Annotated in this window: 18 protein-coding genes; 11 read left to right on the top strand and 7 right to left on the bottom strand. The window is 73.7% G+C overall.

All coding sequences use genetic code 11. The features are described from left to right. Positions 1–11: 11 nt before the first annotated feature. Positions 12–485, bottom strand: coding sequence for a phospholipase (locus ACZ6ZI_RS03540; protein WP_363054366.1), 474 nt, complete (start codon positions 483–485; stop codon positions 12–14). A gap of 408 nt (positions 486–893) precedes the next feature. On the opposite strand from ACZ6ZI_RS03540, the gene ACZ6ZI_RS03545 reads away from it, so the two are divergent. Further along, positions 894–1403, top strand: coding sequence for a hypothetical protein (locus tag ACZ6ZI_RS03545; RefSeq protein WP_469515228.1), 510 nt, complete (start codon positions 894–896; stop codon positions 1401–1403). On the opposite strand, the gene ACZ6ZI_RS03550 is transcribed toward ACZ6ZI_RS03545, so the two are convergent. Beyond that, complete coding sequence (locus tag ACZ6ZI_RS03550; protein WP_469515231.1) at positions 1331–2170, bottom strand: alpha/beta fold hydrolase; 840 nt, start codon at positions 2168–2170, stop codon at positions 1331–1333. The genes ACZ6ZI_RS03545 and ACZ6ZI_RS03550 overlap by 73 nt on opposite strands. 99 nt (positions 2171–2269) lie before the next feature. Here ACZ6ZI_RS03550 and ACZ6ZI_RS03555 point away from each other — a divergent pair, with 99 nt between their 5' ends. The 5 genes from ACZ6ZI_RS03555 (at position 2270) to ACZ6ZI_RS03575 (ending at position 7666) form a co-directional block, all read left to right on the top strand. After that, the gene (locus ACZ6ZI_RS03555; RefSeq protein WP_469515234.1) at positions 2270–2971 is read left to right on the top strand and encodes a 4'-phosphopantetheinyl transferase family protein; all 702 of its coding nucleotides are present in this window, start codon (positions 2270–2272) and stop codon (positions 2969–2971) included. A gap of 46 nt (positions 2972–3017) precedes the next feature. Then, positions 3018–3431 carry a GNAT family N-acetyltransferase gene (locus ACZ6ZI_RS03560; RefSeq protein WP_469515237.1) on the top strand — a complete coding sequence of 138 codons (414 nt, stop codon included), beginning with the start codon at positions 3018–3020 and terminating at the stop codon, positions 3429–3431. A 100-nt stretch (positions 3432–3531) separates the two neighbouring features. Next, positions 3532–4920 (top strand): S8 family peptidase, encoded by a 1389-nt coding sequence (locus tag ACZ6ZI_RS03565; RefSeq protein ID WP_469515240.1) that lies wholly within the window; start codon positions 3532–3534, stop codon positions 4918–4920. Positions 4921–5128: 208 nt separating this feature from the next. Beyond that, a complete protein-coding gene (locus ACZ6ZI_RS03570) occupies positions 5129–6421 on the top strand; it encodes a hypothetical protein (protein WP_469515243.1) in 1293 nt (430 codons plus the stop codon). A 156-nt stretch (positions 6422–6577) separates the two neighbouring features. Further along, on the top strand, positions 6578–7666 hold the full coding sequence (locus ACZ6ZI_RS03575; protein ID WP_469515246.1) for a WxL protein peptidoglycan domain-containing protein: 1089 nt from the start codon (positions 6578–6580) through the stop codon (positions 7664–7666). Positions 7667–7795: 129 nt separating this feature from the next. Here ACZ6ZI_RS03575 and ACZ6ZI_RS03580 read toward each other — a convergent pair whose 3' ends face one another. From ACZ6ZI_RS03580 to iolC, 4 genes are read right to left on the bottom strand one after another with little or no spacing between them, the layout of a single operon-like run. Beyond that, positions 7796–9295 (bottom strand): CoA-acylating methylmalonate-semialdehyde dehydrogenase, encoded by a 1500-nt coding sequence (locus ACZ6ZI_RS03580; protein WP_469515249.1) that lies wholly within the window; start codon positions 9293–9295, stop codon positions 7796–7798. A gap of 12 nt (positions 9296–9307) precedes the next feature. Then, positions 9308–11182 carry a 3D-(3,5/4)-trihydroxycyclohexane-1,2-dione acylhydrolase (decyclizing) gene (iolD, locus tag ACZ6ZI_RS03585; protein ID WP_469515252.1) on the bottom strand — a complete coding sequence of 625 codons (1875 nt, stop codon included), beginning with the start codon at positions 11180–11182 and terminating at the stop codon, positions 9308–9310. Next, the gene (iolB, locus tag ACZ6ZI_RS03590) at positions 11179–12144 is read right to left on the bottom strand and encodes a 5-deoxy-glucuronate isomerase (RefSeq protein ID WP_469515844.1); all 966 of its coding nucleotides are present in this window, start codon (positions 12142–12144) and stop codon (positions 11179–11181) included. The genes iolD and iolB overlap by 4 nt, the downstream gene beginning before the upstream one ends. 7 nt (positions 12145–12151) lie before the next feature. Then, entirely contained in the window at positions 12152–13090 is a 939-nt protein-coding gene (gene iolC / locus ACZ6ZI_RS03595; RefSeq protein WP_469515848.1) for a 5-dehydro-2-deoxygluconokinase, read from the bottom strand. A gap of 119 nt (positions 13091–13209) precedes the next feature. Between iolC and ACZ6ZI_RS03600 the strand changes: the two genes are divergently transcribed. From ACZ6ZI_RS03600 to ACZ6ZI_RS03610, 3 genes are all read left to right on the top strand, one after another. Continuing rightward, positions 13210–14124, top strand: coding sequence for a sugar phosphate isomerase/epimerase family protein (locus ACZ6ZI_RS03600; protein ID WP_363054377.1), 915 nt, complete (start codon positions 13210–13212; stop codon positions 14122–14124). A gap of 64 nt (positions 14125–14188) precedes the next feature. Then, entirely contained in the window at positions 14189–15205 is a 1017-nt protein-coding gene (locus tag ACZ6ZI_RS03605) for a Gfo/Idh/MocA family protein (protein WP_469515256.1), read from the top strand. A gap of 313 nt (positions 15206–15518) precedes the next feature. Further along, complete coding sequence (locus ACZ6ZI_RS03610) at positions 15519–15719, top strand: helix-turn-helix transcriptional regulator (RefSeq protein ID WP_344156417.1); 201 nt, start codon at positions 15519–15521, stop codon at positions 15717–15719. 130 nt (positions 15720–15849) lie between these two features. Here the strand turns inward: ACZ6ZI_RS03610 and ACZ6ZI_RS03615 are convergent, their stop codons facing one another. Continuing rightward, positions 15850–17058, bottom strand: coding sequence for a cation:proton antiporter (locus ACZ6ZI_RS03615; protein ID WP_469515851.1), 1209 nt, complete (start codon positions 17056–17058; stop codon positions 15850–15852). 138 nt (positions 17059–17196) lie between these two features. Between ACZ6ZI_RS03615 and ACZ6ZI_RS03620 the strand changes: the two genes are divergently transcribed. Both ACZ6ZI_RS03620 and ACZ6ZI_RS03625 read left to right on the top strand, forming a co-directional pair. Further along, the gene (locus ACZ6ZI_RS03620; protein WP_469515855.1) at positions 17197–17430 is read left to right on the top strand and encodes a heavy-metal-associated domain-containing protein; all 234 of its coding nucleotides are present in this window, start codon (positions 17197–17199) and stop codon (positions 17428–17430) included. A 92-nt stretch (positions 17431–17522) separates the two neighbouring features. Then, positions 17523–19802 carry a heavy metal translocating P-type ATPase gene (locus ACZ6ZI_RS03625; protein ID WP_469515259.1) on the top strand — a complete coding sequence of 760 codons (2280 nt, stop codon included), beginning with the start codon at positions 17523–17525 and terminating at the stop codon, positions 19800–19802. The last annotated feature ends 249 nt before the right edge of the window (positions 19803–20051 follow it).

Genomic DNA, 20051 nt, shown 5'->3' on the forward strand with positions numbered 1-20051 from the left:
GGTGCGGGCGATCAGGCGGTGCGGGTGTCCTGCGGGGAGAGGCCGAAGGCCTTGACCGCCTGGTAGTACGTCCAGGCGGTGCTGTCGCAGGAGGTCTTCTTGACGCCCGAGTACTGCGAGCAGACCCGCTTCAGGTCCGAGTAGAACGAATCGTCCAGGCGGGACTTGTTGGCCGGGAAGGTGCCGGCCTGCTTGTAGTTGCGGTAGCCGAAGTCGTGCCGGGCACAGGCCGTCTGGAAGGGGAACCCGAAGGGGTTGTCCGGGGACGAGCTGCAGTAGTCCGTCGACCAGTCGAAGCCGTACGCGGACCAGGCGCCCTGGTTGCCGCGCGCCGCGACCCAGGCGTTGTAGCTCGACGCGCTGGTCTGCGTCCAGCCGCTCAGGACCTGCGGCTTGTCGGCCGGGGCCGCCGACGCGGGGGTGGCGAGGGCCAGCAGGCCGGCGGCGGCCGCAGAGGCGAGCAGGGGTGCGAGACGGCGACGCATGGCATTTCCTCCGGGACGGTACGGCGGGCGGGTGGGCCGCCCGGCCAACTCCCGGTGCGGCGTCGGGTCTCACCCTCGGAGCACGCCATATCCCCGGGCGGTACCGCGCCTATAACGGCGCCGCCGCCGTGCGCGTCGCGGGTCGGAGCACGGCTTCCGGCGCGGGACGCGGGTCGCGGTTCGCGGTTCGCGGTTCGCGGTTCGCGGTTCGCGGGGCCGACGCGCGGGACGCGAACGGGATCCGGTCGGGGACCGGGGCGGGGTGGTCCGGCCCGGTCACCCCCTTCCGAAGGGGGCGCGGCGGCCGGCACCCCTCTCAGGTATGACTCCGTGTGCGACTTGCGGTAGAGCCGAGCTCGATACCCGGGAGGGACGCGCGCGCAGCCCCGGAGGCGAAGACTTGGATCCATGAACCGCCGTCCGCTCGTCATCGCCGCCGCCGCCCTCGGAGCCCTGATCACCGCCGCCTTCGCCCTGCCCAACCTGCCGCCGAACCCGGTCACCGACCTGCTCACCGACCGGGTCCTGAAGGAGAAGGGCACCCGCTTCGCCTCCGCCGCCGACGCGTCCGCGCGCGGCGACCGGACGTTCTCGCTGCCCCGTTGGATACCGAGGGACGCCACCGACGTCCGTATACGGGTCCGCACCCATGACGGCGCCCGGCTGATCCGGTTCACCCTCGGCAAGACCCCGCTCGACGGCCCGCAGTGCGCGGCCGGGACGCCGCGCAAGACCGGCGGCCGACACCTGGCCGCGCGTTGGTGGCCGGGCGACACCCGGTCCGAGGAACGGCCCGAGTGCCGGGACTTCTACCAGTACCAGGTCGCCGTGCGCGGCAGGAAGGTCTACGCCTGGACCGACGGCACCCCGTCCCCGGGAGCCCGAATACCGGCCGTCGCCGGGGCGTCGACACGCTGAGCGGGAAAGAGGACGTCGGCCGCGGCGCGGGCGAAGCCCTCCGGGTTGTCGAGCATGACGTTGTGCCCGCAGTCCGGGACGGCGACGAGCACGACGCCGGCCGCCTCCAGCGCCTCGGCCCCTTCGAGCGGCCCGTCGGCCCTCGGGTACAGGTAGCCGCGCGGGACCTCCAGCTCCAGCAGCAGTTCCCGCAGGGTGGGCTTCGTCCCCGCGGCGAGGTGCACCGCGCTGCGGTACAGCGCGGTGCGGCCGGTCAACCGCATCGTCGACCACCAGTGGTCGCCGACCCGGTCGCGCACCTCGGCCCAGCCCCTGGCCAGGAACTCCTCCTCGGTGTAGGCGGCGAGACCGCTGCTGCCGACGGCACCGGGGGTCGGCGGGATCGGATCCAGGTTGGCGTCGACGAGCACCAGGCGCGACACCAGGCGGGGGTGGCGGGCGGCCAGCACGATGGCCACCGATCCGCCCATGCTGTGCGCGATCACCTCCGCCCCCTCGACACGGGCGGCGGTCAACGCCCGTGCCACGGCGTCGGCGTGGGCCTCCAGGGTGTAGCCGAAGTCCTCGGGGCGGTCGCTGAGTCCGTGGCCGAGCAGGTCGACGAGGAGGGAGCGGCGGCCGGCGAGCAGCGGGTGGACGGCGCAGGCGGCGAAGTAGGCGGGCGAGGTGGCGCCGAGCCCGTGGAGGTAGACGCGGGTCGGCTCCGACCCGGGTAGTTCGACCCAGCGGATCCGGTCGCCTGTCGGTGTCACGACGGCACTGTGCACGGTTGGTGGTCCCCCTCGGTGCGGTGTGGTCGAGGCGGTGTGGAGCGCCTCCGATGGGAGGGTATGCGGGGTGCGGCCGGCCTCGTCTACCCTCATCGGATGATCGCTGACATGCGCGAACTCGACGCCGACGCCCCGCGGGTCGGCCCCCGCCCGACGGGTGGCGCCGTGACCGTGTGGACGCTGGACACCACCCTGCGCAGGGTCGGCGGTCATCGGGTCGACGAGGCCGAGGCGTTGCTGGACCCGTCGGAGCGGGAGCGGGCCGGACGGCTCGTCCGGGCGGGCGACCGGCGTACGTACCTCGCCTCCCACCTGGCGCTGCGCGTACTGCTGGGCGGCTACCTGGGGCGGGCGCCCCAGGAGGTGGAGCTGGTCCGGGAGGACTGCCCGTGCTGCGGCGCTCCGCACGGGCGGCCCGCCGTGGCCGGCGGTGCGCCGCACTTCTCGCTCTCGCACAGCGAGGACGTGGCGTACCTGGCGTTCGCCGGGGTTCCGGTGGGGGTCGACGTGGAGGGGCTGCCGAGCGCGGAGGCGGTGGTCGACGTCCTGCCCACCCTGCATCCGGCGGAGACGGCCGAGCTGACCGCGCTCGCGCCGGCGGACCGGCCCGCGGCACTGGCCCGGGTGTGGGCCCGCAAGGAGGCCTGCCTCAAGGCCACGGGCACGGGGCTGGCCCGCGGAGTGGTCGAACCGTACGTCGGCTCGGCCGCCGAACCGGCCTCCGCACCGGGCCGGCTCCTGCACGACCTCCCCGCCCCCCGGGGTTACGCCGCCGCCCTCGCCCTCCTGACCGGCTGAGCGAAGGCCCGCGCACCGGCGGCGGCATGGGCCTACGCTCGCCGTCATGGACATCCGCCCCGCCCGCACCCCCGCCGAACTCCAGGCCGCGGAAGGACTGTTCGACGGGCCCGCGCGACCGGAGTGGTCCGCGCGCTTCCTCGAATCCCCCGGCCACCTGATGCTCATCGCCTACGTGGACGGCGAGCCCGCCGGCATGGTCTCCGGCGTCGAGATGACCCACCCCGACAAGGGCACCGAGATGTGCCTCTACGAGCTGTCCGTCGACGAGGCGTACCGGCGGCGCGGCATCGGGCGCGCACTGACCCTCGCCCTGGCCGACGAGGCCGCGGCGCGCGGCTGTTACGGCATGTGGGTCGGCGTCGACACCGACAACGAAGCCGCGCTGGCCACCTACGCGGCGGCGGGCGCCCACGACGAGGGCGTCTTCACGATGCGGGGCTGGAGCCTCGCGCCGTAACCGGGCCGGGCCCCGGCGCGCCCCCTTTCGGCGGCGTGTCGTGGGGCCACTCGGCGCACCCTCCGCGCGCCCCCGTACGGCCTGACCCAGCATCGGCCGCATGACCGCACTGACCGCGCTGCTCCCGGCCGCCGCCCTCCTCGCGGCGACCGCCGTCGCGCCCCCGCACACCGGCCGGGCCGAGACCGCCGCCGACACCGAGACCGCCTCCTACGTCGTCGTCCTGAAGGACACCACCCCGCGCGCCCCGACCCGCGCCCTCGCCGCCGAGGCGGCGGAGGCCGGGGACCGGGTCGGTCCGGTCTACGACACCGCCCTCCAGGGCTTCGCCGTACGCACCACCGCGGACCGGGCCGCCGCGCTCGCCGCCGACCCCTGGGTGGCCTCGGTGGAACCGGACGGGCGCTACCGGATCTCCGACGGCGAGGTCGACGCCCCGGGCGGGTCGGTGGCCGGCACGACGACGGACCAGCGGCCCGCGCCCTGGGCCCTCGACCGGCTCGACCAGCGCGAGCTGCCGCTCGACGGCTCGTACGCGTACGCCTCGAAGGGCGAGGGCGTCACCGTCTACGTCATCGACACCGGGATCAACGCCGCCCACCGGGAGTTCGGCGGTCGTGCCCGCGCCGGCCACAACGCGGTGTTCATGGAGGGGTCGGCGGACTGCAACGGTCACGGGACGCACGTCGCGGCGACGGTGGGCGGGGCGACGTACGGGGTCGCGAAGGGCGTGTCCCTCGTCGGGGTGAAGGTCGCGGACTGTCGGGGCGACGGGAGCCTTTCGGCCATCCTGAAGGGCATCGACTGGATGGTGAAGGACGTGGCCCGCAGCGCGCGCCGGCCCGGCGGCGCCGGCCCCGTCGTCGCGAACATGAGCATGGGCGGCAGCCGCAGCCGGTCGATGGACGCGGCGGTCGTGCGCGCCGTCGCCTCGGGGATCACCTTCACCGTGGCCGCGGGGAACGAGGGCAGGGACGCCTGCGTCGGCTCCCCGTCGAACGTGCCGCAGGCCCTGACGGTGGGCGCGACCGACGCCGCCGACCACAGTCCGGCGTTCTCCAACCACGGCCGCTGCGTGGACCTTTCGGCTCCGGGCGTGTCGGTCACCTCGGCGTGGAAGGGTTCCGCCACCGCCCTGGCGCGGGCCAGCGGGACCTCGATGGCCGCGCCGCACGTGGCGGGGGCCGCCGCGCTCCTGTTGGCCGGCGGCACGGCCCGTACGCCGGACCAGGTGGCCCGGGTGCTGCTCGACTCCGCCGTCGCGGACCGGATCACCGGCCTCCCGGCGGGCACGGCGAACCGGCTCCTGCACCTCCCGAAGGCGACCCCGACACCGCAACCGGTACCGGCACCGGTTCCGGCGCCTCAACCGGTACCGGTGCCGGAACCCGCGCCACAACCGGTGACGACACCAACCCCGACAACCCCGACGCCGACGCCCACCCCGACGCCGGCGACCGCGACCCCCGCCCCGGCGCCCGCGCCCTGATCAGCACCCCCACCCCCACCGACCAGTCGGTATCCGATGTCCCATCAGACCGGTTCTGATGGGACATCAATGTGTGTGCGCTTCGGACGAAAGCAAGCCATTGACTTCTCATCACGGCGACGCGTCAATGACGGCCATCCGCACCGGCTCGGCCTCCCCGCACAGCGGGTGGGGGGAGGGGTTCGTCTGACGAAGGAGTCGCGACCCAGTGAGTACAACGTTCCGACGAAGAGTTCTGGCCGGGGCGGGCGCCCTCTCCCTGGCGTTGACGGGCGGCGTCGTGGCCCTGACGGGGACGGCGCAGGCCGCGACCAAGACCACTCCCGTCCCCGTGAAGTGCGTGGCCCCCGCGCCCCAGCCGGGCGCCAACGGCACCCAGAACTTCACGGTCACGGTGCCGGACACCGCCAAGGCCGGGCAGACCGTGCCGATCACCATCGACCCGGGCGAGACCCCCGTCGTCCCGATGTTCACCATCGACACGGTCAACACCATCAAGGCGAAGCTGCTGGTCGGCGGCGCCGCCCAGACGGTCACCAGCCCTCCCGTGGAGAGCCACCAGGAGGCGGGCAAGAAGGCCGACCCGCCCCCGTTCAGCGGCACGATCACCATCCCCGACGGCACCGAGGGCACCACCGTCCAGATCACCATCGACCAGGTGATCACGGACGCGGACCTCGGCGGGACGATCTACACGACCACCTGTACGCCGGACCCCCGGCCCAGCGCCTCCATCGGCTCCGTCGCCGTCGAGGCCCTCCCGAAGGACCCGATCACCACCCGGCTCACGCCCAACAGCGGCAAGGCGGGCACCGCCGTCGCCGTCACCGGAGCCAACTTCCCGGCCGGACCCGTCACCTGCTCCGCCGCCCTCGCGGGCACCGCGACCGGTGACGTCGGCACCGGCACGGCGGACGCCTCCGGGGCCGCCACCTGCAACATCACCATCACCAAGAAGGCCGACTCGGTCAAGATCGACGGCTCGGTGCCGCCGGCCAAGCCCTTCGTGTTCGTCGAGGAACAGGCGGGCGTGAAGAACCCGGTGGACATCGAGGTGCTGCCCGGCCCGCTGGCCCTCGGCCCGAAGGACGGCCAGCCGGCCGTCAGCTTCGGCTCGGTGACCATCAACGGCAAGGCCCAGTCGGTGTTCGGCGCGTTCAACGCCGCCACCGTCCAGGACTTCCGCGGCGGCAGCCTCGGCTGGGACGTGACGGCGACCCGTACGCCGTTCCTGAACGCCGCCACCGGTCACTCGATGGCCAAGGCGCAGCTCGGCATCCAGCCGACCTGCACCGTCACCAACCCCGACAGCCCGAGCACCTGCTCCGCGGGCACCCCGGGCGCCATCACGGACACCCCGATGAAGGTCGCCTCGCAGGCGGCCGGGGGTGAGGAGCTGACCGGCGGCGAGTTCGCCGTGGGCGGCGCGGCGATGATCCAGCTGCCGCCGTTCATGTTCGCCGACACCTACCAGTCGGTGGTGACCTTCTCGATCGCCTGACCGGTTCGCACCGGGCCGCACCGGGCCGAGATTCCAGGTCCAGGTCCAGGTCCAGGTCCCGGGTGGCGCGGCGCCCCGGCGTCGCGCCACCTTCCCGCTCCCGTCCGCCGCACCGCCCCCCCGGAGAGTCCCGGAGAACGCCGGAGAACCCCGCCCATGCGCTTCCGCACCCCGCTCCGCGCCCTGCCGACCGCCGTCCGCGCTCCCCTGCTCGCGCTCGCCGCCCTGCTCGCGCTCGTGGTCCCGCCGATCCTCGCCGGCGGCCCCGCCGCGGCCGCCGACAACGGCACCTGGGGGGTCTTCCCCACTCCCCCGGCCGGTGCGGCGATGACCGACCGCGCCTACTTCTTCCACCAGGGGGCCGCCGGGACGACCGTCGACGACAGCGTGACGATCCTGAACTCCTCCGACCGGGAACTGACGTTCCAGGTGTTCGCCACCGACGCGACGAACACGCCCTCGGGCGGCGCCTTCGCACTGCTGCCGGTCGAGACGAAGCCCAAGGACCTCGGTGCCTGGGTCACCCTGGCGCCCGAGACCGCGACGACGGTGACCGTCCCGCCCAAGGGCCGCAAGGACGTCCCCTTCACCGTGCGGGTGCCCGCGGACGCGACCCCGGGCGACCACGTCGGCGGGATCGTCGCGCTGAACACGGCCGTCGAGGGCATCCGGCAGGACGGCAAGGTCCAGGTCGGGGTGAAGCGCTCGGTGGGCGCCCGCCTCTACTTCCGGGTGCCGGGTCCGCTCACCCCGGGGCTGAGCGTGGAGGACGTACGCGTCACCCGGGGCGGTCCGCTGGTGCCGTGGACGAAGGACGCGCGGACCACCGTCACGTACGCCCTGGTCAACCGGGGCAACGTGGTCATCGAGCCCCGGGTGGCCCTGTCCGCCGAGGGCCTCTTCGGGCGGCGGGTGTGGGAGCGCCCGGCTCGCGACACGAAACTCGTGCTGCTGCCCGGGCAACGCGTCGAGCTGACCGAACCGTGGACGGACGGGCCCCAGTTCGACTGGGTCACCGTCGGCGTCACCGCGAGCGTCGCCGACCTTCCCGACCTGACGTCGACCTCCTCCGCCGACTTCCTGGCGGTGCCGTGGGCCGCTCTGGGCACGCTCCTCGTCCTCGCGGGCGCGGGACTGGCCCTGCGCGCACTGCGCCGCCGTCGACGCGATCACGAGGGGAAAGGCCCCCGGGGAAGGGACCGGGAACGGGAGCCGTCGGCCCCGGGCACGGCCCGTACGCCCTGACCCGCCGTACGCCCTGACCCACGAAACGCACGCGCCCCGCACGCCCCGCACGCCCCGCACGCGAAAACCCCCGGCCGGTGAGGGTGGGCCGGGGGTTCGCGGACAGCGGCCACGGTCGGCCGCCGACGGTCAGTGGTTGCGCGGGAAGCCGAGGTCCACGCCGGCCGGGGCGTCGGCCGGGTCGGGCCAGCGGGTGGTGACGACCTTGCCCCGGGTGTAGAAGTGGACGCCGTCGTTGCCGTAGATGTGGTGGTCCCCGAAGAGGGAGTCCTTCCAGCCGCCGAAGGAGTGGTAGCCCACCGGCACCGGGATCGGCACGTTGACGCCGACCATGCCCGCCTGGATCTCCAGCTGGAAGCGGCGGGCCGCTCCGCCGTCACGGGTGAAGATCGCGGTGCCGTTGCCGAACGGCGAGGCGTTGATGAGCGCGACGCCCTCCTCGTAGGTCTCGGTGCGCAGCACGCACAGCACCGGGCCGAAGATCTCGTCGCGGTAGGCGTCGGAGTCGGTCTTGACGTTGTCCAGGAGGGACAGGCCGATCCAGTGGCCGTTCTCGTTGCCCTCGACGGTGTAGCCGGTGCCGTCCAGGACCACGTCCGCGCCCTGTGCGGCGGCGCCCTTGACGTAGGAGGCGACCTTGTCGCGGTGGGCGGCGGTGATCAGCGGGCCCATCTCGGAGGTCGGGTCGTTGCCGGGGCCGATCTTGATCTTCTCGGCGCGCTCGCGGATCTTCTCGACGAGTTCGTCGGCGATGGAGCCGACGGCCACGACGGCGGAGATCGCCATGCAGCGCTCGCCCGCCGAGCCGTAGGCGGCGGAGACGGCCGCGTCGGCGGCGGCGTCGAGATCGGCGTCCGGGAGCACCAGCATGTGGTTCTTGGCGCCGCCGAGGGCCTGGACGCGCTTGCCGTTCGCGGAGGCGGTGGTGTGGATGTGGCGGGCGATCGGGGTGGAGCCGACGAAGGAGACGGCGGCGATGTCGGGGTGGGCGAGGAGGGCGTCGACGGCGACCTTGTCACCGTGGACGACGTTCAGCACGCCGGCCGGCAGACCCGCCTCGGTCATCAGCTCGGCCAGCTTGTTGGCGGCCGAGGGGTCCTTCTCGCTCGGCTTGAGGATGAAGGTGTTGCCGCAGGCCACGGCCAGCGGGAACATCCACATCGGGACCATCGCCGGGAAGTTGAACGGGGTGATGCCCGCGACCACGCCGAGCGGCTGGCGGATGGCGGAGACGTCCACGCGGTTGGAGACCGACGTGGACAGCTCGCCCTTGAGCTGCGTGGTGATGCCACAGGCCAGCTCGACGATCTCCAGGCCGCGCGCGACCTCGCCGAGCGCGTCCGAGTGGACCTTGCCGTGCTCGGCGACGATCAGCTCGGCGATGGCGTCGCGGTTGGCGTCCAGCAGCGCGCGGTAGGCGAAGAGCACCTTGGTGCGGGCGGCCAGCGAGGACTGGCCCCAGGACAGGAAGGCCTCCTTGGCGACCCGTACCGCCGCGTCGACCTCCTCGACCGAGGCGAGCGCCACCTGCGTGGTGACCTCACCGGTCGCCGGGTCGGTGACCGGGCCGTAGTTGCCCGACGCGCCCTCGACGGTCGTGCCACCGATCCAGTGGTTGACGGTCTTCATTGTGCTGCTCCTTCACAGATGGCGACGTCGCTGCGCGGCTTGCCGGTCGTACTCTTCACGGGCTCGGGCCGCCGACGCACGGGTCGCGGTCTCGGCCACAGGAACATCCCACCACGCCTGTGCCGGGGGTGGGCCCGACACAGTGTCGGGTGTTCGGGTCTGCGCGTAGACACATGTGGGACGGTCCGCCTCCCGCGCCTGGGCGAGGGCTTTTCGCAGGTCACCGATGGTGTGGGTGCGCAGGACGGTCATCCCGAGGGAGGCGGCGTTGGCGGCCAGGTCCACCGGAAGGGGGGCGCCCGTGTACGCGCCGTCGGCCCCCCGGAAGCGGTACGCCGTGCCGAAGCCCTCGGCGCCCACCGCGCCCGACAGGCCTCCGATGGAGGCGTAGCCGTGGTTGTCGAGGATGACGAGGCGGATCGGGACGCCCTCCTGGACGGCGGTGACGATCTCGGTCGGGTTCATCAGGTACGTCCCGTCGCCGACCAGCGCCCACACGGGCCGGTCGGGGGCGGCCAGGGCCACGCCGATGGCGGCGGGGATCTCGTAGCCCATGCAGGAGTAGCCGTACTCCAGGTGGTACTGGTCGACGGAGCGGGCCCGCCAGAGTTTGTGCAGGTCGCCGGGGAGGGAGCCGGCCGCGTTCACGAGAATGTCGGAGCCGTCGACGAGGGCGTCGAGCAGGCCGATGACCTGGGCCTGGGTGGGCGGTCGGTCCTCGTCGACGGCGGGGACGGCGCACGCCCGGTCGACGCGCGCCTCCCAGTCGGCCTTCCCGGCGGCGTACGCGGCCTCGTACGCGGGCTCCACCCGGTGTCCGGCCACGGCCTCGCGCAGCTCGGTCAGGGTCTCGCGGGCGTCGCCGACCAGCGGGCGGGCGGCGAGCTTGTGGGCGTCGTACGGGTCCAGGTTGAGGCCGACGAAGCGGACGGCCGGGTTCTGGAACAGGGTCGCGGAGGCGGTGGTGAAGTCGGTGAGCCGGGTCCCGGCGGCGATGATCAGGTCGGCGCCGCGGGCGAGCGCGTCGGCTGTGGCGGTGCCGGTGTGGCCGACGCCGCCCACCTCGGCGGGGTGGTCGTACGGAAGGACGCCCTTGCCCGCCTGCGTGGTGGCCACCGGGATGCCGGTGGCCTCGGCGAAGGCCGTGAGGGCCGGCTGCGCGGCGCTGTGCCGGATCCCGCCGCCGGCGATGATCAGCGGGCGGCGGGCGGCGCGTACCGCCTCGGCGGCGGCGGCCAGTTCGGCGCGGTCGGGGCGGGGGCGGCGTACCGTCCACACCCGGTCGGCGAAGAACTCCGCCGGCCAGTCGTACGCCTGGACCTGGACGTCCTGGGGCAGCGCGAGGGTGACGGCCCCGGTGGCCACGGGGTCGGTGAGGACCCGCATCGCCTGGAGCGCCGCGGGGACCAGGGCCTCGGGGCGGGTGATCCGGTCGAAGAAGCGGGACACGGGCCGCAGGGTGTCGTTGACGGACACGTCCCCGCCGTGGGGGACTTCGAGCTGCTGGAGCACGGGGTCGGCGGGGCGGGTCGCGAAGGTGTCGCCGGGCAGCAGGAGGACGGGGAGGCGGTTGACGGTGGCGAGGGCGGCGCCGGTCACGAGGTTGGTGGCGCCCGGGCCGATGGAGGTGGTCACGGCGTGCGCGGACAGGCGCCCGCGCTGGCGGGCGTAGCCGACGGCGGCGTGCACCATGGCCTGCTCGTTGCGTCCCTGGAGGAAGGGCATGGCCTCGGGGCCGCTCTCCAGGAGGGCCTGTCCGATGCCGGCGACGTTGCCGTGGCCGAAGATGCCCCAGGTGGCGGCGATCAGCCGGATGCGCCGGCCGTCGCGCTCGGTGTACTGGGCGGCCAGGAACCGTACGAGGGCCTGGGCGACGGTGAGCCTCACGCGTCCTCCGTCCCGGTCGCGAGCCCGCTCCCGATGCCGGACCCGGTCCCGGCCCCGGTCCCGGTGTGCGGGACCCCGGACGGGAAGGGGAGCCTCGCGTCGACGGCCTGCCCGGTCCAGCTGTCGCGGATCCAGCCGTGGTCGGGGTGGTCGCGGATCAGCCACTCGCGCGGAGTCCCCGGCGGCCCGGCCATGACGTTGAGGTAGTACATGTCGTGGCCGGGGGCGGCGATGGAGGGTCCGTGCCAGCCGTCGGGGATGAGGACGGTGTCGCCGCTGCGGACCTCGGCGAGGAGGTCGGTCCGGCCGGTCGGGGAGGGGCTGACGCGCTGGTAGCCGAGGCCGGGGACGCCCTCGTGCGGGGCGATCTCGTAGAAGTAGATCTCCTCCAGCCGGGATTCCTCGCCGGGGCGGTGCTCGTCGTGCTTGTGGGGCGGGTACGAGGACCAGTTGCCGCCGGGGGTGATCACCTCGACGGCGATGAGCCGGTCGCAGGGGAAGGCGTCGGCGGCGGCGAAGTTGTGGACCTGGCGCGAGCAGGTGCCGGCGCCGCGCAGCTCGACGGGGACCCCGGCGGCGGGCCCGTAGCGGGCGGGCAGCCGGTTCGCGCAGCGGGCGCCGGCCAGGGCGAAGCGACCGCCGGCGGCGGAGGCGACCTCGACCCGGGCGTCACGGGGCAGGTACGCGAAGTCCCCGGGACCCTCGAACACCGAGGCCCGCCCGCGCAGTTCGAACTCCACGTCGAAGTCCGCGTCGGACTCCGCGTCGGACTCCGCGTCGAGCCCCGCGTCGAACTCCGCGTCCGCCTCGGCGCGGGACCCCGGCGGGTCCCCCCGCTCCGACGCGCAGCGGACCCGACAGCCCCCCGCGAGCGGGAGCACGATCCACTCCGCCTCCCCGCACGCGAAGGCGTACGTCTCCCCCGCCGCGAGCTCCACCACCCGCAGCCGGGTGAACTCCATGCCCGTCTCAGACACCACCGGCACCGGCCAACACCTCCTCCACCTCGTCCGCGAACGGCATCGCCGTCGAACACGCCAGCCGCGAGGCCACGATGGCCCCGGCCGCGTTGGCGTGGCGCAGCGTCCGTTCCAGGTCCCAGCCCGCGAGCAGCCCGTGGCACAGCGCGCCCCCGAAGGCGTCGCCCGCGCCGAGGCCGTTGACGACCGTGACCGGCACGGGCGGCACCTCCACCGTCGTCCCGTCCCGGTGCGCGGCCAAGACGCCGAGCGGTCCGCGCTTGACGACGGCCAGCTCCACGCCGGCCGCGAGCAGGGCCCGCGCGGCGGCGTACGGCTCGCTCTCGCCGGTGGCGACGGCGCACTCCTCGACGTTCCCGACGGCCACCTTGGCCAGCGCCAACGCCCGCTCGTACCAGGGTCGCGGCTCCTGTCCGGCGTCCCACAGCATCGGGCGCCAGTCGAGGTCGAAGACGGTGATCGCGCCGCGAGCCGAGGTCGAGCGCGCCTCGAGCGCGGCCAGGGTCGCGCTGCGGCTCGGCTCGACGCTCAGGCCGGTGCCCGTCATCCAGAAGACCCGCGCGGCCCGCACCGCCTCCAGGTCGATCTCGTCGGGCCCGATCTCCAGGTCGGGAGCCTTGGGTCGCCGGTAGAAGTACAGCGGGAAGTGGTCGGGCGGGAAGACCTCGCAGAAGGTGAGGGGGGTCGGCAGGCCCGCCACCTCCCCCGCCCACCGGTCGTCGACGCCGAAGGCGCGCAGCTCGGCCCGCAGGTAGGCGCCGAACGGGTCGGCTCCGGTGCGGGTGATGACGGCCGTACGCCGTCCCAGTCGGGCCGCGGCCACGGCCACGTTCGTCGGCGATCCGCCGAGGAACTTGCCGAAGGTGTCCGCTTCCGCGAGCGGTACGCCCGTCTTCAGCGGGTAGAGATCCACCCCGATCCGCCCCATCGTGATCAGGTCGTACAGGTCGTCCCCGCCGTACGCGGGCCCGTCCGCGGTGGTCACAGCCGGTTCTCCTCCCACTCGTCCTCCCCGTCCCCTCGAACCTCGCACCCTAAGGTGGCCCCATGAGCTCCTCCCCGCCCGCGTTGACCCGTATCCGTGTCGGTTCGGCTCCGGATTCCTGGGGCGTGTGGTTCCCGGAGGATCCGTCGCAGACGCCCTGGGAGCGCTTCCTCGACGAGGTCGCCGAGGCCGGGTACGAGTGGATCGAGCTCGGTCCCTACGGCTACCTGCCCACCGATCCCGTCCGACTCGCCGACGAGACGGCCCGGCGCGGGCTGCGGGTGTCCGCCGGCACCGTCTTCACCGGACTCCATCACGGGCCCGCCGTCTGGGAGCAGACCTGGGAGCACGTGTCGCGGATCGCCGGGCTGACGCGGGCCATGGGCGCGGACCGGTTGGTGGTCATCCCGTCCTTCTGGCGGGACGACAAGACGGGCGAGGTGCTGGAGGACCGTGAGCTGACGCCCGGGCAGTGGCGCGATCTGGCCTCCCAGACGGAGCGGTTGGGGCGCGAGGTGCGGGAGCGGTTCGGGTTGCGGATCGTCGTGCACCCGCACGCCGACACCCACGTCGACACCCCGCGCAACGTGGCGCGCCTCCTGGACGCCACCGATCCGGAGCTGGTGTCGCTGTGCCTGGACACCGGCCACTACGCGTACTGCGGCGGTGACAGCGTCGAGGCCATCGAGACGTTCGGGGAACGGATCGGCTACCTGCACCTCAAGCAGGTGGACCCGCGGATCCTGGCGGAGGTGGTGGCCGAGGGGATCCCCTTCGGTCCGGCCGTGGCGCGCGGGGTGATGTGCGAGCCGCCGACCGGGGTGCCCGCGCTGGAGCCGGTGCTGGCGGCGGCGCAGCGGCTCGGGGTGGATCTGTTCGCCATCGTGGAGCAGGACATGTACCCGTGTCCGCCCGACCGGCCGCTGCCCGTCGCGCGGCGCACCCGCGCCTGGCTCCGTTCGTGCGGCGCCCGGTGAGGACCACCCTGTGAGGACAACCCTGTGAGGACGACCCTGTGAACCCCAGGACGAGGAGCGAGAGATGAGCCTGCTCGGCATCGCCGTCATCGGCACCGGGAAGATGGGCGCCGACCACGTGCGGCGGATCGGCGACACCGTCGGGGGCGCGCGGGTGGTGGCCGTGGCCGATCCGGACGGGGACCGCGTCAAGGAGGTCGCGGCGGGTCTGGACGGCGCGGGCGCCTTCACGGACCCGGCGGCGGCGATAGCGGCGCCCGGGGTGGACGCCGTACTGATCGCCTCGCCCGGCCCCGCGCACGAGGAGGCGATCCTGCACGCCCTGCGCCGGGAGCTGCCGGTGTTGTGCGAGAAGCCGCTGACCCCGGATCCGGAGGGGGCGCTGCGGATCCTGGAGGCGGAGCGCCGGCTGGGTCGACGGCTGGTGCAGGTCGGTTTCATGCGGCGGTTCGACGCGGAGTACGAGCGGCTGAAGGCGGTGCTCGACGCGGGCGCCCTCGGTCGCCCGCTGTTCCTGCACTGCCGGCACCGCAACGCCTCCTCGCCGGCGTTCTTCACCGGCGACATGTTGATCAGCGATTCCGTGGTGCACGAGGTGGACGCCGCCCGGTGGCTGCTGGGCGAGGAGATCACGGCGGTGACCGTGCTGGCGCCGCGGTCCTCCGCGGCGGCGCCCGAGGGGTTGGGCGATCCGCGCCTGGTGCTGCTGGAGACCGCCGGCGGGGTGATCGTGGACGTGGAGATCTTCGTGAACTGCGGGTTCGGCTACGAGGTGACGTGCGAGGCGGTCGGCGAGTCGGGCACCGCGCGGATCGGGGACGGCGGCGGGGGCGTGGAGGTGCGCTCCGCCGGGCGGCGCTACGGGGAGATCACCCAGGACTTCACGACGCGGTTCGCGGACGCCTACGACCGTCAGCTGCGGCGGTGGGTGGCCGCGGCGGCCCGCGGCGGGGTGGCGGGGCCGGACGCCTGGGACGGGTACGCGGCGGCGGCCGTGTCGCGGGCGGGCCTGGCGGCGGCGCGCGACGGCGTACGGACCGAGGTGCGGGCGGTGGCGCGGCCGGAGTTGTACGGGGGCTGACCGAGGGGGCGGCCCGGCCGCCCCGCCACCCGGCCGCCCCGCCGCCCGGTCGCCCCGCCACCCCCGCCACCCGGCCGCTTCGTGGCCGGGTCCCCTGGTGGACTCCTGTGCCGCGTCCGTCACAGGCATCGCCCTCGTGTCACGCATGTCCGCGTTACGCGGGCTTTCCGTCACAGGCGGTCGACAGCCCCTCCCCCACTGTCACCGAGCGTCGTTCTCCGGGCACAACCCGAGTGATCGTCAGTGTCCACGCGCCGGCTCCCCCCGACGGCCTCCCGGCCGGCCCGGCGGCGTGGACCAGGAGGTGTCGTGGATGAGCGACCGACAGCTGTGGTCGTACAAGGAGATCGCCGCCCACATCCGGGTGCAGCCGGACACGGTGCGCTCCTACCGCAAGCACGGGCTGCTGCCCGCTCCGGACCACGTGGAGGGCGGCAAGCCGTACTGGTACGCCGACACGATCCGGACCTGGGTGGCCCGCCGCCCCGGCAACCGGGGCCGCCGCGAGGAGTGACGCGTACGCCGACGGCGGGGCCCCTCCGGCCCCGCCCCGACCCCCACCACCGACACCGCCCCCACCCTCCCGCGGCACGCGCCCCGCCGGGATCACCCGCCCCGCCGGGTTCACCGCCCGATGGGCCCCCTCACCAGGACTCGGCCTCCACCGACCCGGCCGCGTCCGCCCGGGTGCGCCCCAGCAGCCGCAGGGCCACCAGCGGGAACACCAGCACCGAGATCATGCCCGCGCCGACCAGCGCCGCCGCCTCCCCCGGCTCCACCGTCCCGGCGTCCACACCGAGCGTGGTGATGGCCACGACCAGCGGCAGCGCCGTCGCACCGCAGAGCGTCAGCGCGCCCCGCTCGCCCCGCGCCAGGTCGCGCGGGGCGAGGAGCCAGATGGGCAGGCCCCTCACCAGCAGGAACAGCAGCAGGAAGACCGGCAGCAACAGCAGCACCCTGCCTCCGGCCAGCAGGGCGTCGAGGTCGAACTCGATCCCGGTGACCACGAAGAAGAGCGGGACGAGGAAGCCGAAGCCCATGGCCTCGACCTTCGAGAGCACCAGCTCGCTGCTCTCGGGCGCCGCCCCGCCCAGCACCAGTCGGGTGATCAGGCCGGCCGCGAAGGCCCCGAGCAGCACGTCCAGGCCCATCGCCTGGGCGAGGCCGAGCATCGCCACCAGCATGAGCACCACGAGCCGTACGGCGAACTGGGCGCTGCTGTGCAGGGTCTTGGCGATGACCCGGGCGAACCAGGGCGGCTTGGGCCGCATGGCCCAGTACACCGCCCCCGCCGTGATCAGGCCGAAGGCCACCAGCAGCGCGGCCGAGCGGGCCGGCGCCCGGCCGCTGAGCAGCAGCGCCATGGCGATGATCGGGCCGAACTCGCCGACGGAGCCGACGGCCATCATCACCGTGCCGAAGCGGCTCTTGAGGTCTCCGGAGTCGCGCAGCACGGGCAGGATCGTGCCCAGCGCGGTGCTGGTGAGGGCGGTGCCGACGTACACGCCCTTCTCGAAGCCGCCGCCGTGGGCGAGCAACACGCCGACGGTGAGACCGAGGACGAGGGCGATCAGCCAGGACCACGCGGCGCGCTTGAGGGTGTCGCCCCCGACCCGGTCGAAGCGGATCTCGTAGCCGGCCAGGAAGATCAACATGGCGAGGCCGAGTTCGCTGAGGACGTCGACCACCTCGGAGGAGTGCGCCCATCCGAGCACGTCGGGGCCGATCAGGATGCCCAGCAGGATCTCGAAGATCACCAGCGGCACCGAGATCCAGCGTGAGGCCCCGTAGGCGAGCAGCGGGGCGAGGACGGCGGCGGTCATGATCAGGACGAGGGTGACCGGGTGATCCATACGCGCCATTTACTTACACTTCCGACATAACGGCCAGTCCAGTGGGGCGGACGCGAAATGTCGGCGCGGAAGCTCGCATAGATACCCCCTAGGGGTATAGTCTGCGGAGAAGAGGAACCCCCGATGAAGGAGAACGACATGACCGCCGAGACGGACACCCGGACCACCGCCGTGTACAAGGTGACGGGGATGACCTGTGGGCACTGCGAAGGCGCCGTGACCGCCGAGCTGACCGCCCTGCCGGGCGTGACCTCGGTCAAGGCCGTCGCCGCCACCGGCGAGGTCACCGTGGTATCGGCCGCGCCGCTCACCGAGGCCGACGTCCGCGCCGCCGTGGACGAGGCCGGGTACGAGCTGGTCGGCCAGGTCTGAGCAGCCCCTCCTCTCCGCAGCACCCCGCCGGGTCGTACCGGCCGGCTGATACCGGTTCCCGTACGACCCGGCCCTCCCCCTGGAGCCGGAACATGACCAGCACAAGCACCGTGCACGACGGACCCATAGCGGCGGTCGAACTCTCGATCGGCGGGATGACCTGCGCCTCCTGCGCGGCCCGCATCGAGAAGAAGCTCAACCGGATGGACGGGGTCACCGCGACGGTGAACTACGCCACCGAGAAGGCCCAGGTCTCCTACGGCGGCGACGTCCGGGTGGCCGACCTGATCGCGACCGTCGTGAAGACCGGCTACACCGCCGAGGAGCCGCCGCCCCCTCGGCCGGAGGTCGCCGAGCCGGCCGACCCCGCCGCGTCCGGCGCCGGGCCCGAGGCCGGGCGCGATCCCGTGCTCGCGGCGGCGCGGGAGCGCCTGCTGGTGTCCGCCGCCCTGTCCCTGCCCGTCGTCCTGCTCGCGATGGTCCCCGCCCTCCAGTTCGACAACTGGCAGTGGCTGTCGCTGACGCTGGCGGCCCCCGTCGTGGTCTGGGGCGCCCTCCCCTTCCACAAGGCCGCCTGGACCAACGCCCGACACGGCGCCGCGACCATGGACACGCTGGTCTCCGTGGGCACGCTGGCCGCCTTCGCCTGGTCCCTGTGGGCCCTGTTCTTCGGCCACGCGGGCATGCCCGGCATGCGACACGGCTTCGACCTCACCATCAGCCGCACGGACGGCTCCTCCGCCATCTACCTGGAGGTCGCGGCGGGCGTCGTCACCTTCATCCTGCTCGGCCGCTACCTGGAGGCCCGCTCGAAGCGGAAGGCCGGGGCGGCCCTGAAGGCCCTGCTGGAGCTGGGCGCCAAGGACGTCGCCGTCCTGCGCGACGGCAAGGAGGTGCGGATCCCCGTCTCCGCGCTCGCCGTCGGCGACCGGTTCGTCATCCGCCCCGGGGAGAAGATCGCCACCGACGGCACCGTCGTCGAGGGCGGCTCCGCCGTGGACGCCTCCATGTTGACCGGCGAGTCCGTCCCGGTCGAGGTCTCCGTCGGGGACCCCGTCACCGGCGCCACGGTCAACACCTCAGGACGCCTGGTCGTCGAGGCCGGCCGGGTCGGCGCCGACACGCAACTCGCCCGCATGGCCCGGATGGTCGAGGACGCGCAGAACGGCAAGGCCGAGGTCCAGCGCCTCGCCGACCGGATCTCCGGGATCTTCGTCCCGATCGTGCTGCTGCTCGCGCTCGGCACCTGGGTCACCTGGCTGCTCGTCACCGAGGACCCCACCGCCGCCTTCACCGCCGCCGTGGCCGTCCTGATCATCGCCTGCCCCTGCGCCCTGGGCCTGGCCACCCCGACCGCGCTGATGGTCGGCACCGGCCGGGGCGCGCAGCTCGGCATCCTGATCAAGGGGCCCGAGGTGCTGGAGTCCACCCGCCGCGTGGACACCGTCGTCCTGGACAAGACCGGCACCGTCACCACCGGCCGGATGACCCTGTCGGGCGCGCACACCGCCGAGGGCGTGGACGAGAGGGAACTGCTGCGCCTGGCCGGCGCCCTGGAGCACGCCTCCGAGCACCCCATCGCCCGGGCCATCGCGACCGGGGCGACCGAGGCCGCCGGGGAACTGCCCGTCCCCGAGTCGTTCGAGAACCTCGCCGGACTCGGAGTCCAGGGCGTGGTCGAGGGACACGCGGTCCTGGTGGGCCGCGAACGGCTGCTGGCCGACTGGGAGATCGCCCTGCCCGCCGCGCTCGTCGAGGCCAAGGCCGCCGCCGAGGCCGCCGGGGCCACGGCCGTGCTCGTCGCCTGGGACGGACGGGCCCGCGGGGTGCTGACGGTGGCCGACGCCGTCAAGGAGACCAGCGCCGAGGCCGTCGCACGACTGCGCGAACTCGGCCTGACGCCGGTGCTGCTGACGGGTGACAACCGGGCCGTGGCCGAGACGGTGGCCCGCGAGGTGGGCATCGACGAGGTCATCGCCGAGGTCCTCCCCGAGGACAAGGTGGACGTGGTCCGCCGGCTCCAGGCCGAGGGCCGCACCGTCGCCATGGTCGGCGACGGGGTCAACGACGCCGCCGCTCTGGCCCAGGCCGACCTGGGCCTGGCCATGGGCACCGGCACCGACGCGGCCATCGAGGCCGGCGACCTGACCCTCGTACGGGGTGACCTGCGGGTCGCGGCCGACGCGATCCGGCTCTCCCGGCGCACCCTGGCCACCATCAAGGGCAACCTGTTCTGGGCCTTCGGATACAACCTGGCGGCCCTGCCGCTGGCCGCGGCGGGCCTGCTCAACCCCATGATCGCGGGCGCCGCGATGGCCTTCTCGTCGGTCTTCGTGGTGACGAACAGCCTGCGGTTGCGCTCGTTCCGATAGTGGCGCGCCTCCCCGGATCCTCCACACGTTCTTCACTGGAGACGCAGATCACAGTGATGACTACGTAACCATCCGGGGTCGTCATGGATCTAATAGGGCGATGCCAGAAACGTCCCGTGGATGTTTCGGGAGGTCTTGGGGGACGTCCCCGGCATCCGCCGGCCGGGACACGTGACCTCGGGAAGCCTTGAGCGGCCCTCCCGATCCGAACGGGTCCCGGCAGCACACCGACGCCCCGGCTCGGGTCCC

It is taken from the genome of Streptomyces sp. NPDC103540 (assembly GCF_055584445.1).